The sequence below is a fragment of the Stenotrophomonas sp. yr243 genome, assembly GCF_900184195.1.
GTDB classification, from domain to species: domain Bacteria; phylum Pseudomonadota; class Gammaproteobacteria; order Xanthomonadales; family Xanthomonadaceae; genus Stenotrophomonas; species Stenotrophomonas lactitubi.
This window is the reverse complement of the sequence record NZ_FXWT01000005.1, coordinates 52,808-65,831: the sequence shown is the minus strand read 5'-3', so window position 1 is coordinate 65,831 and position 13,024 is coordinate 52,808. Positions and strand designations below refer to the sequence as shown.

The window sequence follows — 13,024 nt, the reverse complement described above, 5'->3', positions numbered from 1 at the left end:
CACCGCTTTGAGCGATGTGCCGAGAATGAAGGGATAGCAGCCTGAATTATACCAGCCGGGGCTGAGCGGCCTTGCCGTGCCCACTATGGCACAGCCACGATCTGTGCATGTTCCACGTGGAACCGGGTGACGTTGCTCAGAGTCTCCAGTGCCGCAGGCGTTTCCGTTGCGGTGATGAAGATCTGTGCCGGCGCTGCCAACAGGCGGTGCAGTACCCGGGCCTGGTGGGTGCGATCCAGCTCCGAGGCCAGATCGTCCAGCGCAATGACGGGCCACTCGCCACGCTGCTCGGCGTAATCCTCTGCCTGAGCCAGCAGACAGGCGAGGGCGGTGAGCTTGGCCTGGCCGCGCGAGAGCGCATCGCGACCTGGAATGCTGTGAAACGCCACGCTCCAGTCTGCGCGGTGCGGGCCCAGCGAGGTATAACCCGCCTGACGGTCGCGTTCGCGTGCCAGCAGCAGTGCATCTGCCAGCGGAATCTCGCTTCGGCGCCAGCCCGGGCTTAGATTCAGGGCCACAATGCCCAGCTGAGGAGCCAATGCCTCGGCCAACGCGATCGTGCGGGACTGCAGCCGCTCTAGGTAGTGCTGCCGACGACTGGTCAGCGGCTCTCCGGCCTCGGCCAGCTCGTGATCCCAGGCATCGAGCATCCGCGACGGCCCGCCTTGCTTGAGCAGCGCATTGCGCTGCTTCAAGGCCCGCGAGTAGCGCCGCCACAGGGAAAGGAAGTCTGGTTCCACGTGGAACAGGCCCCAATCAAGGAAACGCCGGCGCGGTTCACCACCACCACTCACCAAGGCATGGCTGCCTGGTTCAAAGGTGACCACCGCCAGGGCGGCGCACAGGTTTCCGAGCTGGGCGACGTCTTCGCCGTCCAGACGGCCCTTCCACTCCTGCCCACTATGCCGCAACCCTGCTTTTCGCCGCTGCGCGGGCAGATCACCGCGTTGTTCGTCCCATTCCACGAAGACTTCCAGGGCTTCATGTCCCTGACGCACCAATCCATCGCGGACCCGCCCGCGGAAACTCCGCCCATAGGCCATCAGATGCAACGCTTCAAGGACGCTGGTCTTGCCAGCGCCGTTGTCACCGGTCAGCAGATTCACCCCTGGCTGGGGCGACAGCTCCACCGCATCGAAACGACGCAACTGGTGGAGGGCAAGACGACGAATCTGCATGGGATGCGACGGACCATCCGCACATGGCGGTAGAGGGGTGGGGAATCCCCCAGCTTACTGCATTGGTCAAGCCAGCCGTCTTGGCTGGACGCGGCCCGCGATCGGTGAGCCCTGGCGGTGCCGGAGAACACATGTTTCACGTGATCGAGGGCGTGACTGCCAGCGACAGGCGACCGGACAGCGGCCGAAATCGTTCAAATCCAGCAGCCCGCCAAGTCTCAAGGAGCCCAGATTTCAACAATCCGACGGCCGTTGCACGCGCACCAGGCCTGACGGTGCGCCGCGGTGACCGTCAGTACTCCGAAAATTCTTTGAAATCTGCTGACAGCGGCCCTGCCAGGTTCCACAGATTTCAAGAAATTCGATGCATCCGTTCCACGCCATCCACAGCGGGACTGTATGACTTATACACAAGGTGTGGGCGAGTTGTGGATAAAAAAGGCACTTTTATCTCGCGTCAAAACTGTCCACAGGTTCCCCCCCAGGCTTGATGGCCTATATACAAGGGGTTTCAGCCCTATAAAGTTGTTTTAAATCAAAAACATAGCCTACTTCTACATGAAATCTGGTCCTACCATCACCACCAAGCTTTTGATTTATACCCAGATTTAGAAGCTAGGGACGCCCCGAATTTCCGCGAATGAGGCCTGTGGACAGAGAAGTCAGCACGCAGGCGAAGTCGCTCGATCCAAGACCGCGCTCTACTTGCATTCGAGCCGTCTCAGCATTCCTGCAAGGCTGGAACTCCTCGGCTGGCTTCCGACAGCGACGATCCCATGCAGGAGCGGGGACGTCTGCAACGTCTCGTCAGCCGCAAGCCCGAAGGTGCAAGAAGCATTCGGCACCGATGCTCCACGTGGAACAAAAAAAAACGCCCGGGGATTCCCGGGCGTCCATGTGTTCCACGTGGAACGGCGCAGCTGTCAGAGACGCAGCGGCATCACCACATGACGCGACTTCTCACTACTCGATTCGCGCACCAGCGCCGAGGAGTTGGAGTCGCGGAGCTGGATGATCACTTCTTCGTCGCGCAGCGCAGAGAGGGCATCCAGCAGGTAGTTCACGTTGAAGCCGATGGCCAGGTCGCTGACCGTGGTGTCGGCTTCGATTTCTTCCTGGGCCTCTTCCTGCTCCGGGTTGTGCGCGCTGATCTTCAGGTTGCCCGGCGAGACTTCGACGCGGATGCCGCGGTACTTCTCGTTGGACAGGATCGCGGCACGCTGCAGCGAGGCACGCAGTGCTTCGCGGTCGACCTTCACTTCGCGGTCGGCGCCGATCGGAATCACTGCCTCGTAATCCGGGAAGCGACCATCGATCAGCTTCGAGGTGAAGGTGACATCGTCGCGCTTGACGCGAACGTGGCTGCGGCCGACTTCCAGCTCGATCTCGCGATCGCCGCTTTCCAGCAGGCGCTGCAGTTCGGTCACGCCCTTGCGCGGCACGATGATCTGGCGCTTGGAACCGCTGGGCTTGGCCAGATCGGTTTCGCACAGGGCCAGGCGATGACCATCGGTAGCGACGGTGCGCAGGGCATCGCCGCGCAGGTCGAACAGCAGGCCGTTGAGGTAATAGCGCACATCCTGCTGGGCCATCGCGAACGCAGTGCGCTCGATCAGCTCCTTCAGGGTGGCTTCGCCGATCGCAACACGCTCGGTGGCTTCCACTTCGTCCACCGACGGGAAGTCGTTGGAGGGCAGGGTGGCCAGGGTGAAGCGGCTGCGTCCTGCCTGCACGGTGATCTTGTCACCGGTCTGCGAGACGGTGATCCGGCTGCCATCAGGCAGGGCGCGGATGATCTCGAACAGCTTGCGGGCGGGAATGGTGGTTTCGCCGTCCTGGGCATCTTCAACCGCGATCCGCGACACCATCTCCACTTCCAGGTCGGTACCGGTCAGCGACAGCTGGCCGTTCTGCACCTGCACCAGGAAATTGGCCAGAACCGGAAGGGTCTGGCGGCGTTCGACCACGTTGACGACCTGTGCCAACGGCTTGAGAAAGGCTTCGCGCTGCAGTGTGAAACGCATGTGGTTCCGTGCCCCTATGCTTTAAAAAAATGTGGAATAAATCAAAAGCTTGGTGGTGCTGGTAGAGCCAGAATCGCTGGAAAACACAGCTAAGTCTTTGTAAACAAAAGGGTTTCAGGCCTCGAAACCCTCTGCATTACCAGCCCCCAAGGGGTGGGGAAAGCTGTGGATAAATCTTCCGCGAAATCCAACGGCATTTTTATCCACACCCTGTCCCGCGCTTGCTACCGGATTCTGCACCGTTTTATGCGGTGACGCCTCATCGGCGTACGTGCATCATTCGCTCAGCTTCCGGATCAGCTTGTCCCAGTCCTCGCGGAGCTTGCCGTCGGCTTCCATCAGGGTGCGGATCTGCCGGCAGGCATGCAGCACCGTGGTGTGATCGCGACCGGCAAAGGCGTCGCCGATCTCAGGCAGGCTGTGTTCGGTCAGTTCCTTGGTCAGCGCCATGGCAACCTGGCGCGGACGGGCCAGCGACCGGGTCCGACGCTTGGACAGCAGATCCTTGATCTGCAGCCCGTAGTAGTCGGCAACGGTTTTCTGGATGTTTGGAATGCTGATCGCCTGCTGCTGGGCGCGCAGCAGGTCGCGCAGGGTTTCCTGGGCGAATTCGGTGGTGATTGCACGGCCGGTGAAATTGGCGCGCGCGGTCAGGGTATTCAGCGCGCCCTCGAGGTCGCGCACATTGGAGCGCATCTTCTTGGCAATCAGGAACGCAACGTCATCGGGAATCTCGGCACCACGCTCGCGGGCCTTGGCCAGCACGATCGCGGCGCGGGTCTCGAAGTCCGGCGGCTCGATCGCGACCGACAGGCCCCAGGCAAGCCGCGACTTCAGGCGCGCTTCCAGGCCTTCGACTTCACGCGGATAGCGGTCGCAGGTCAGGATGATCTGCTGCTTGCCATCGAACAACGCGTTGAAGGTGTGGAAGAACTCTTCCTGGGTGCGGTCCTTGCCTGCGAAGAACTGGATGTCATCGATCAGCAGCGCGTCGACCTGCTGGAACTGGCGCTTGAACTGATCCATGGTCTTTTCCTGCAAGGCCCGGATCATCGCGCTGAAGAACTGCTCCGAACGCAGGTACAGCACCTTCGCGCCCGGATTGGCCTGACGCATCGCGTTGCCGGCAGCGAACATCAGGTGGGTCTTGCCCAGGCCGGTGCCCCCGTACAGCAGCAGCGGATTGTGCGCGCGGTCGCCCGGCTTCTGCGCCGCCTGGAATGCTGCAGCCAGACCCAGCTGGTTGCTGCGGCCTTCGACGAAGTTGGCGAAGGTGTAGTGGTTGTCCAGGTTGCCGGCGAACGGGACCTGCGGCTGCACCGGCGCCTGCGCCGAATGGCTGGAAACCGGCGCAATCTGCGCGTCCACGGGACGCGGGCGCGAGCCGATTTCAAGAAAAACGTCGCCGAAACCGGCAAAGTGGGTGACCAGCTCGCGGATCCGCGGCAGGTACAGTTCGCGCACCTGATCGACAATGAAGGCATTCGGTGCATACAGCACCAGGCTGTCAGCGCGCAGATCGGCCTGCAGCGGCTTCAACCAGGTGTGAACATCCTCGGGCGGGAACTCCGCCTCGAGTCGCTCGAGACTACGTGACCAGGCATCCATCAGCAATAATTGTCCGGTGGCCGATGCATAGGCGCGAAAAGGCGCCCAAACACAGGCCTGAAAGGGGGGAAATGGATGGCTCAGCCTACCACCGAGCGCCCGCCTTCGGAATGCTTGTCCCCTACTTATTCACAAAAAGATCCACAGCTATTGCACAGCCCAGTGAATTGGCGTAGCAGACAGGGGTTGACGGGAGGGGGGATACCTCTCTAAAATTTCCGGTTCTTTCCGTCCCATTCATACGAGAGGCCCACATGGCCACCAAGCGCACCTTCCAGCCCAGCAACCTCAAGCGTAAGCGCGACCACGGCTTCCGTGCCCGTATGAAGACCGCTGACGGCCGCAAGATCCTGTCGCGTCGCCGCGCCAAGGGCCGCAAAGTCCTGAGCGCCTGATTGCCATGCCGCATCCAGCGGCAGACGCAATCCATTCGACAGTGAATACTGCAGACCCGCGCAAGCGATTCCCTCGCTCTGCGCGGGTTCGCACGCGTGCCGAATATTCAACGGTCTTCAACGGCGCCCGCCGTGTGTCCGATCCGCTGATGACCCTGCACTGGCTACCGGCTGACCGGCCGGCCAGGCTGGGTCTGGCGGTTTCCCGCAAGGTCGATCCTCACGCCGTTGGGCGTAACCGGATCAAGCGCGTCCTGCGCGACGCCTTGCGTCAGACACGAACCGAGATACAGCCAGGCGACTTCGTCGTCGTGGCTCGTACTGCTGCGCGTCACGCCAGCAACGAAGATATCCGCCAGGCCTTCCTGCGCCTGTTGCGGCGCCTGCGCGCATTGCCCGCGCCGGGCGTGGACGGCACAATGCCGCCGCCTGATGGCATTGCCATTTCCTCCGTCACCGAGCCGGCACCGCGTCCCGGCCCCGCTGAGCCTGCCTGCTGATGAACCAGACCCGTGTTTTCCTGATCTTTGCCTGGCTGATGGTGGCCGTGCTGCTGTGGATGGAGTGGAGCCGTGAGAAGTCCGCCCCGACCCCGGCGCCGACGACCAGCTCGGCCCCGGCCGCCGCACAGAGCGTTCCGGGTGCAACCCCGGGCAGCATCCCCAGCGCGCAGGTTCCCGGTGCCCCGGGCCAGGCCGCTGTACAGGCCCAGGCCAGCGCCACCCCGTCCGCACAGCGCGTGACCATCACCACCGACGTGCTGCGCCTGGTGCTCGATGGTGGCCGCGTGCTCGATGCCGAACTGCTGCAGTTCCCGCAGAGCAAGGACGAAGGCAGCCCGCCGGTACGCCTGCTGACCGAAGATCCCGCACATCCGTACAGCGCGATCAGCGGCTGGGCGAGCGAAGACAAGAACACCCCGGTGCCGGGCGTCGACGGCTTCAAGCTGGTCGGTGATACCCGCGACTTCGTGCTGGCCAATGGCCAGAACGAACTGCAGGTCCCCTTCGTGTGGACCGCCGACAACGGCGTGACCATCAAGCGCACCCTGATCGTGGGCCGCAACGAGTATGCGATCCGCTTCAAGGACGAAGTCAGCAACGCTGGCGCCGCGCCGTGGAACGGCTACGTCTACCGCACCCTGGACCGCACCCCGACCATCCTGTCGCGGAGCATGACCAACCCGGACTCGTTCAGCTTCAACGGTGCCACCTGGTACGACAACGACAAGAAGTACCAGCGTCGTGCGTTCAAGGATTACCTGGACGATGGCGCGCTGAACCAGAACATCACCGGCGGCTGGCTGGCGATGCTGCAGCACCACTTCTTCACCGCCTGGATCCCGCAGAAGGACCAGACCGCACACTACGTGCTGTCGCAGGTGGCTGGTCGTGACCTGATCGAAGCGCGCGGCCCGGCCTTCACCGTGGCCCCGGGCCAGTCCACCAGCACCGAGGCCCGCCTGTGGGTCGGCCCGAAGCTGGTCAACCTGATCGCCAAGGAAGACGTGCCGGGTCTGGACCGTGTGGTCGACTACAGCCGCTTCTCGATGATGGCGGTGATCGGCCAGGGCCTGTTCTGGGTGCTCAACCAGGTGCACAAGCTGGTGGGCAACTGGGGCTGGGCCATCGTTGGCCTGGTGGTGCTGCTGAAGATCGTGCTGTACCCGCTGTCGGCGACGCAGTACAAGAGTGGCGCCAAGATGCGTCGCTTCCAGCCGCGCATCGCACAGCTGAAGGAACGCTATGGCGATGACCGCCAGAAGTTCCAGACCGCGATGATGGAGCTGTACAAGAAGGAAAAGATCAATCCGATGGGCGGCTGTCTGCCGATCCTCATCCAGATGCCGATCTTCTTCGCTCTGTACTGGGTGCTGGTGGAATCGGTCGAACTGCGCCAGGCGCCCTGGTTCGGCTGGATCCAGGACCTGACCGCACGCGATCCGTACTTCATCCTGCCGGTGATCAACGTGGCGGTGATGTGGTTCACCCAGAAGCTGACGCCGGCACCGGGCATGGACCCGATGCAGCAGAAGATGATGCAGTTCATGCCGCTGGTGTTCGGCGTCATGATGGCCTTCATGCCGTCCGGCCTGGTCCTGTACTGGGTGGTCAACGGTGGCCTGGGCCTGCTGCAGCAGTGGTGGATGACCAAGCGTCACGGCAGCGATCCGGTGCCGGCCACGGCAGCGACCGCCCCGGCCAAGAAAAAGTAAGAGGTAGACGTCGACCTTGGTCGACTGCTCCCCAGGGTCGATCGACCCAGCAAAGGCCCGCCGCAAGGCGGGCTTTTCGCATGCGGCGTTAGAATCGCCGGCACACCATTCCCCATTGTTCGAGTCCGCCATGCCGCGTGCGCCGTCGTTTCGTCTGTTCCTGCCCAGCCTGCTGCTGACCCTGCTCGTGGCCGGCTGCGGCGACAAGGACGCGCAAGCACCGGCGGCGGTCACCCAGCCGAGCGCACAGGCTGCCGCTGCCGCCGACCCGGCCGCAGCACCGCTGCTGGGCGCATTGCAGAAGCAGCTCGACGGCTATCGCCGGATCATCGTGCTGCTGGCCGATGAGGAACAGCAGTCCGCGGCCGATCGCACCACCTCCACCCGCATCGGCCAGCAGCTGTTCCACGATGGCCTGGAACAGCGCAGCGCCATTGCCGCGCAGTTCGATACGCTGCTGCGCGGTAGCAGCCCGCAGCGCTTCGCTACCCTGGGCACGGTGCTGGATTACATCGAGTCGGCGCCGGAACTGTTCGATGCCGATCGCCTGGCGTTCCGCGAGGTGCTGCGTGACCTGCACGAACGCATCGGCGCCGATTCCTCGTTGCCGGCGGTGAAGCTGCACCAGCGCATCGGCGAAGACCTGGAGGCGCTGGACGAGATCGAGCGCAACTACAACCAGGAACTGACCCGCATCTTCAGCCGCTTCGAGCGCACCCGTGCCATCGAACTGAAGCGCGAGAAGTGGGACGACTACATCGCGCACCTGCACAAGGACTACAGCCGCGAAGCGATCCTGCGCGACTACGGCGTGATCGAGCCGTACCCGATGTCGATGAAGGACAGCGACCGCGAGATCTTCGGCCGCGACCTGCCGCCGAAGACGGTGGTGCTGACCTTCGACGATGGCCCGCACAAGGCATATACCGATGAAGTCGTGGCCATCCTCAAGCGCTACGACGTGCCCGGCGTGTTCTTCGAAGTGGGCCGCAACCTGGGCAAGGTCGAGACCGACGGCAAGGTCAGCCTTGGGCCGATGGCGAAGATCAGCCGCACCCTGATGGAAGAGGGATACGCCGTCGGCAACCACAGCCTGACCCATGCGCAGCTGTCGCGTACCACTGGCGATGCGCTGCGCCAGCAGGTGCTGGACACCGACACCCTGCTGAAGGATGTCGACAGCAAGCGCGCGCCGCTGTTCCGCTTCCCGTACGGCGCGCGCAACGCCGAAGGCCTGCAGCTGCTGAACGAAGCGGGTCTGAAGTCGATCATGTGGAACATCGATTCGATGGACTGGGCCGACCCGGTGCCTGAGTCGATCGTGCAGCGCGTGCTCGACCAGGTGAACAAGGAACAGCGCGGCATCATCCTGTTCCACGATATCCACGACCGCGCGGTGAAGGCACTGCCGCAGATTCTGGATCGGCTGATCGCCGACGGCTACCAGTTCGCTGGCTGGAATGGCCGCGACTTCAGCGTCGCCCGCCCGCGCAAGGGCAGCGACCGCGATGCCACCGTCACCACCGGCTATGAAAAATCGTGGGCGATCGTGGTCGGCATCGATGAATACGCCAAATGGCCGAAGCTGGAGTACGCCAGCCACGATGCGCAGGCCGTGGCCGATACGCTGACCGGGCAGTTCGGCTTCCCGTCCTCGCAGGTGATCGTGCTGAAGAACGAGCAGGCCACCCGCAACAACATCCTGGCCGCCTTCCACGACCGCCTGTCCGATGACCGCACCGGTAGGAATGATCGCGTGTTCGTGTTCTTCGCCGGCCATGGCGCGACGCGCCAGCTCGCCTCTGGTCGTGACCTGGGCTACATCATCCCGGTCGATTCGGACCCGAAGGAATTCGCCACCGACGCCATCGCGATGACCGACATCCAGAACATCGCCGAGAGCATGCAGGCCAAGCATGTGATGTTCGTGATGGATGCCTGCTACAGCGGCCTCGGCCTGACCCGCGGCGGCCCGTCGTCGTCGTTGTTCCTGCGCGAGAACGCACGCCGCAGCGCGCGACAGATGCTGACCGCCGGCGGCGCCGACCAGCAGGTTGCCGATGCCGGCCCGAACGGGCACTCGGTGTTTACCTGGGTGCTGCTGCAGGCATTGGCCGGCAAGGGCGATCTCAATGGAGATGGCCTGATCACCGGTACCGAGCTGGCCGCCTATGTGGCACCGGCGGTGTCGGCGGTCTCGCACCAGACGCCCGCCTTCGGCAGCCTGCCCGGCTCGCAGGGCGGCGAGTTCGTGTTCCAGGTGCCGGACAGCCAGGAATACCTCAACGCCGATACCCGGCAGCTGACGCCCGATGCGATCGCACTGAACAACAAGGTTGATGCCGCGCAGGATGCCAAGGGCGCCCAGGCTCCGGTGACCGTGGCCGACCTGCAGGGCGGCAAGGCCAAGCTGGTGGTGCCGACCGCCGGCCCGGCCTCCGACCGCCAGCGCGCGCAGCAGGCCAATGACCGTGGCCTGCAGCTGTACCGCGAGAAGCAGTACGACGAAGCCGCCCTCCAGTTCACCGAGGCGCTGAAGCTGCGCCCGGACTTCGCCCAGGCGGCCAACAACCTCGGCTTCGTCTACTACCGCCAGCAACGCTACGCCGAAGCGGCGCGCTGGCTGGAGAACACACTGAAGATCGATCCGTCGCGCGCGGTGGCCCATCTCAACCTGGGCGATGCCTACTTCCACGCCGGCGACAAGGCCAAGGCGAAGCAGGCCTACACCACCTACCTGGCGCTGCAGCCGCAGGGCAGTGGTGCGGCACAGGCGCGCGCGCAGCTGGAGAAGCTCTGAGCGATGAACGAGATGACGCGTACCGAGACCATCGTGGCCATTGCCAGCGCACCGGGTGCAGGTGGCGTCGGCCTGCTGCGCCTGTCGGGCCCACGCGCCGCAGCGATTGCCAACGCATTGGGTGCGCCTGCACTGCGGCCGCGCCACGCGCACTACGCGCGCCTGCGCGATGCCGACGGCGAGGTGATCGACGACGGCATCGTGCTGTGGTTCCCGGCACCCAACAGCTTCACCGGCGAAGAAGTGGTGGAGCTACAGGGCCATGGCAGCCCGGTGCTGCTGCAGCAACTGGTCGCGCGCTGCATCGCACTTGGCGCGCGCCAGGCACGGCCAGGTGAATTCAGCGAGCGTGCGTTTCTCAACGGCAAGCTCGACCTGGCCCAGGCCGAAGCCATCGCCGATCTGATCGCGGCCGGTGACAACCGCGCCGCACGTGCTGCACGCCGCTCGCTGGACGGTGTGTTCTCGCGCCGCATCGATGCCGTGGGCGAACAGCTGGTGCTGCTGCGCATCCACGTGGAAGCGGCCATCGACTTCGCCGATGAACCGCTGGATACGCTGGGCGGTGCACAGGTGCGGTGCGGCCTCGAGCAAGCCCGCAGTGACCTGGCCCTGCTGCGTCGGGATGCCGAACGCGGCCGTCGCCTGCGCGATGGCCTGCATGCCGTGCTGATCGGCCCACCGAATGCCGGCAAGAGCTCGCTGTTGAACGCGCTGGCGGGCAGCGAGCGCGCCATCGTCACCGACATAGCCGGCACCACCCGCGACACGCTGCGCGAGACCATCCGCCTGGATGGCCTGGAGCTGACCCTGGTCGACACCGCCGGCCTGCGCGAGGGCGGCGATGCCATCGAACGCGAAGGCATGCGCCGCGCGCGCGCCGAGATCGAACGCACCGACCTGGCCCTGATCGTGCTGGATGCGCGCGACCCGGCCGCGGGCGAAGCAGCCATTGGTGAGGCCGTGCTGGCGGTGCCGCACAAGGTGTTCATCCACAACAAGTCGGATCTGCTGTTGGGGACGCCCGAACAGGACGATGCGGATCGCTTGTTTGTCTCCGCTGCGACCGGCACGGGACTGGACGACCTGCATGCACGCCTGCGTTCGATCGCCTCGGCCGGTGCAGGCGAGCAGGTGGACGGTGAGTTCTCTGCGCGTACCCGCCATGTAGATGCCATCGAGCGCGCGCAGGAACATGCTCAGCGTGCCGATGCAGAGCTGGTGCACGAGCACCTGGAGCTGGCGGCGGAAGAACTGCGGCTGGCGCACGACGCACTGGGCGAGATCACCGGACAGATGAGTGCCGATGACCTTCTGGGAAGGATTTTCTCCAGTTTCTGCATAGGCAAATAAGGCCGGGCCAGATCCCCGACATCGATCAATCGCACGGCTCACGCTCTGGTAGATGCCAACCTTGGTTGGCACCGGGCATCCGGGGCCATGGAACCCCAAGAGCAGTGCGCCGACCAAGGTCGGTGACTACCGGATCCTGGAGATCCGTATCTGACAGATTGGGGGCGTAGTCCCTTCGGGGATCCGACCCCGGCTCCCCCAACCTGTCACATTCCCGCCGCATACTGACGCCCATCACAAACCGCTTGGGGAAGTCGCAGTGAAGTCGTGGGGTCGTGTGTTGCTGTTGTCGCTGGCCGTGGCACCATCGGTGGCCATGAGTGCTGAATCTCCCCCTCCGGCCGCGCCCAAGGTTTCGGTCTACGGTCATCGCGGCGCAAGCGCGCTGCTGCCCGAGCACACCTTGGCGGCGTATGCGCAGGCCATCGCCGACGGTGCCGATTACATCGAACCGGACCTGGTGATGACCAAGGACGGGGTGATGGTGGCCCGCCACGAGAACGAGATCGGTGGCACCACCGATGTGGCCGAGCACAAGGAATTCGCCAAGCGGAAGACCCGCAAGGTCATCGATGGGCAGACGGTCGAAGGCTGGTTCACCGAAGACTTCACCCTGGCCGAGCTGAAGACCCTGTACGCCCGCGAGCGACTGCCGGAGTTCCGCAGCACCGCCTATGACGGCCAGTTCCGCATCGCCAGCCTGGACGAGATCCTGGCGTTCCTGGTCCAGCAGGCCGGTCGTGCCAACCGTGGCATCGGCCTGGTGCCGGAGATCAAGCACCCGACCTATTTCCAGTCGATCGGCCTGCCGATGGAAGACAAGGTGCTGGCTGCGCTGCGTGGCAACGCCTATACCAACGTCGGCCCCGTCACCATCCAGTCGTTCGAGACCGCCAACCTGCGTTACCTGCGCGGCAAGATCCCGCGTGGCAGCAACATCCGCCTGCTGCAGCTGCTGTGGAAGGGCGATACCCAACCGGCCGACATCGCCAAGGCTGGCGGCGCGCTGACCTATGCGCAGATGATGACCCCGGCGGGGCTGAAGGACATCGCGACCTATGCCGATGGCATCGGCCCGGAGCTGCGTTCGATCATCCCGCTGGATGCCAACGGTGCGCTGGGCACGCCGACGTCGCTGGTGCGCGATGCGCACGCGGTGGGTCTGATGGTGATCCCGTATACGTTCCGCCCGGAGAACCACTTCCAAGCCAGCAACGTGCGCAAGGGTGCCGACAACGCGCGCAATGCGGAAGGATCGATCGCCGAGATGCGTGCCTACCTGGCGACCGGCATCGATGCATTCTTCACCGATGACCCGGCACTGGGCCGGCAGGCGGTGGATGGAATGGGCGCGGCGGGAAACGCGGCGAACTGATGCACCGGTGGTAGATGCCAACCTTGGTTGGCACGCGGTCGCCGCGGGGCCATGAACGCCGGAGGCAGGAGCGCCG

9 protein-coding genes are annotated in these 13,024 nt (G+C 64.3%); 6 read left to right on the top strand and 3 right to left on the bottom strand.

Annotated features, from left to right (window positions below; translation table 11 throughout):
• Window positions 1–83: 83 nt before the first annotated feature.
• The 3 genes from recF to dnaA form a co-directional block, all read right to left on the bottom strand.
• Window positions 84–1,178 (bottom strand): DNA replication/repair protein RecF, encoded by a 1,095-nt coding sequence (gene recF, locus QOL57_RS19560; RefSeq protein WP_089241913.1) that lies wholly within the window; start codon window positions 1,176–1,178, stop codon window positions 84–86.
• A 923-nt stretch (window positions 1,179–2,101) separates the two neighbouring features.
• The gene (gene dnaN, locus QOL57_RS19555; protein WP_005411731.1) at window positions 2,102–3,202 is read right to left on the bottom strand and encodes a DNA polymerase III subunit beta; all 1,101 of its coding nucleotides are present in this window, start codon (window positions 3,200–3,202) and stop codon (window positions 2,102–2,104) included.
• Window positions 3,203–3,478: 276 nt separating this feature from the next.
• Entirely contained in the window at window positions 3,479–4,810 is a 1,332-nt protein-coding gene (dnaA, locus tag QOL57_RS19550) for a chromosomal replication initiator protein DnaA (protein WP_089241915.1), read from the bottom strand.
• Window positions 4,811–5,064: 254 nt separating this feature from the next.
• Between dnaA and rpmH the strand changes: the two genes are divergently transcribed.
• From rpmH to QOL57_RS19520, 6 genes are all read left to right on the top strand, one after another.
• Window positions 5,065–5,205, top strand: coding sequence for a 50S ribosomal protein L34 (gene rpmH, locus QOL57_RS19545; protein ID WP_006404565.1), 141 nt, complete (start codon window positions 5,065–5,067; stop codon window positions 5,203–5,205).
• Window positions 5,206–5,210: 5 nt separating this feature from the next.
• Window positions 5,211–5,705: a ribonuclease P protein component gene (rnpA, locus tag QOL57_RS19540; protein ID WP_089241917.1), complete on the top strand. Its 495-nt coding sequence runs from the start codon at window positions 5,211–5,213 to the stop codon at window positions 5,703–5,705.
• A complete protein-coding gene (gene yidC / locus QOL57_RS19535) occupies window positions 5,705–7,420 on the top strand; it encodes a membrane protein insertase YidC (RefSeq protein ID WP_089241919.1) in 1,716 nt (571 codons plus the stop codon). The genes rnpA and yidC overlap by 1 nt, the downstream gene beginning before the upstream one ends.
• A gap of 130 nt (window positions 7,421–7,550) precedes the next feature.
• Window positions 7,551–10,220, top strand: a complete 2,670-nt coding sequence (locus QOL57_RS19530; RefSeq protein ID WP_089242048.1) for a polysaccharide deacetylase family protein — start codon at window positions 7,551–7,553, stop codon at window positions 10,218–10,220.
• A 3-nt stretch (window positions 10,221–10,223) separates the two neighbouring features.
• Window positions 10,224–11,573, top strand: a complete 1,350-nt coding sequence (gene mnmE / locus QOL57_RS19525; protein WP_089241921.1) for a tRNA uridine-5-carboxymethylaminomethyl(34) synthesis GTPase MnmE — start codon at window positions 10,224–10,226, stop codon at window positions 11,571–11,573.
• Window positions 11,574–11,832: 259 nt separating this feature from the next.
• The gene (locus QOL57_RS19520; RefSeq protein ID WP_089241923.1) at window positions 11,833–12,948 is read left to right on the top strand and encodes a glycerophosphodiester phosphodiesterase; all 1,116 of its coding nucleotides are present in this window, start codon (window positions 11,833–11,835) and stop codon (window positions 12,946–12,948) included.
• Window positions 12,949–13,024: the final 76 nt, after the last annotated feature.

Excerpts from the sequence above, each read along its gene's own strand:
- recF (WP_089241913.1), bottom strand. The coding sequence starts at position 1,178 with ATGCAGATTCGTCGTCTTGCCCTCCACCAGTTGCGTCGTTTCGATGCG.
- dnaN (WP_005411731.1), bottom strand. The coding sequence starts at position 3,202 with ATGCGTTTCACACTGCAGCGCGAAGCCTTTCTCAAGCCGTTGGCACAG.
- dnaA (WP_089241915.1), bottom strand. The coding sequence starts at position 4,810 with ATGGATGCCTGGTCACGTAGTCTCGAGCGACTCGAGGCGGAGTTCCCG.
- rpmH (WP_006404565.1), top strand. The coding sequence starts at position 5,065 with ATGGCCACCAAGCGCACCTTCCAGCCCAGCAACCTCAAGCGTAAGCGC.
- rnpA (WP_089241917.1), top strand. The coding sequence starts at position 5,211 with ATGCCGCATCCAGCGGCAGACGCAATCCATTCGACAGTGAATACTGCA.
- yidC (WP_089241919.1), top strand. The coding sequence starts at position 5,705 with ATGAACCAGACCCGTGTTTTCCTGATCTTTGCCTGGCTGATGGTGGCC.
- QOL57_RS19530 (WP_089242048.1), top strand. The coding sequence starts at position 7,551 with ATGCCGCGTGCGCCGTCGTTTCGTCTGTTCCTGCCCAGCCTGCTGCTG.
- mnmE (WP_089241921.1), top strand. The coding sequence starts at position 10,224 with ATGAACGAGATGACGCGTACCGAGACCATCGTGGCCATTGCCAGCGCA.